At 61.7% G+C, this 1,221-nt stretch carries 1 protein-coding gene; it reads left to right on the top strand.

The genetic code is table 11. The annotated features are described in order from the left end of the window. Positions 1-35 precede the first annotated feature (35 nt). Positions 36-1,205, top strand: coding sequence for an IS30 family transposase (locus PV760_RS21420; RefSeq protein ID WP_055977169.1), 1,170 nt, complete (start codon positions 36-38; stop codon positions 1,203-1,205). Positions 1,206-1,221 lie beyond the last annotated feature (16 nt).

Consider the following 1,221-nt stretch of genomic DNA (forward strand, 5'->3'; position numbering starts at 1 on the left):
CCTTGGGTTCTTGCGGTGATTGCAACACTTAGCGGATGGGTGTTGTCGTGGCGAGGTACTCGATTTACGTAAGGCCGGATCTTTTGCAGCTCTTTTGGGCCGGGATGCAGGCCGGTGATTTCATCACTGACGCTGTTGCGCCGATCAATACGAGCAGGCGGACCGGGCGCCGGGTCCTGGCCGAGGCCGGCGGTGTCCGGCCACGCCGCGGCCGGGGTCTGAAGGGAAGGTGCCTGACCTTCGCTCAGCGTGAGGAGATCGCGGTGCTGCGCGCTCAGGGACATTCGCTGCGCCGGATCGGGGCCGTGGTCGGCAGGTCGGCCTCGACGGTGTCCAGGGAGCTGCGGCGCAATTCGGTGGCTGGGTTGCCTTACCGGGCGACGTCGGCTCACGCTCTGGCTTATGAGCGGGCTTCGCGGCCGAAACCGGCGAAACTGCACACCAACACTGTGTTGCGTGCGAAGGTGGAAGAGGACCTGAAAAAGAAGTACTCGCCTGAGCAGATCGCTGGACGCCTGCGGGTTGAGTTTCCCGATGAGCCGGAGATGCGGGTGTCACCTGAGACCATTTACCAATCGCTCTACGTTCAGTCCCGCGGAGCGCTCAACCGTGATCTGGCCGTGTGTTTACGCACCGGACGTGCGCTCAGGCAGCCCTGCAGGAAGGCCGGCCAGCGGAAGAACCGGATCCCGGGGATGATCAATATCTCCGAGCGACCCGCCGAGGTTCAGGACCGTGCGGTGCCAGGGCATTGGGAGGGTGACCTGATTATCGGCAAGGGCAACCAGTCCGCGATCGGGACCCTCGTGGAGAGAACCACCAACTACACGATGCTCGTGCATCTGCCGGACGGATACAAAGCAGAACAAATGCGCGACGCCTTGGCCGCGAAGATCAAGACGCTCCCTGAGGCGCTGAGGCATTCCCTCACGTGGGACCAGGGCATCGAAATGCAGGACTGGAAAACCGTGAAAATCGACGCCGGTATCGACATTTACTTCTGCGATCCGCACTCACCCTGGCAGCGGGGCATCAACGAAAACACGAATGGCCTGCTACGGCAGTACTTCCCGAAGGGCACCGACCTGAGCATCCACAGCGCCGAAGACCTCGACTGGGTCGCCCAGGAACTCAACGACCGGCCACGCAAAAGACTAGAGTTCAGAAAACCGATCGAAATGATCGAAGGACTCCTGTTGCAATGACCGCCTGAATCCGCCG

The organism is Paenarthrobacter sp. CC6 (assembly GCF_040560085.1).
GTDB classification, from domain to species: Bacteria; Actinomycetota; Actinomycetes; order Actinomycetales; family Micrococcaceae; genus Arthrobacter; species Arthrobacter nicotinovorans.

What these genes read in the sequence shown, in the direction of transcription:
- PV760_RS21420 (WP_055977169.1), top strand. Translation starts at nt 36, where the DNA reads ATGGGTGTTGTCGTGGCGAGGTACTCGATTTACGTAAGGCCGGATCTT.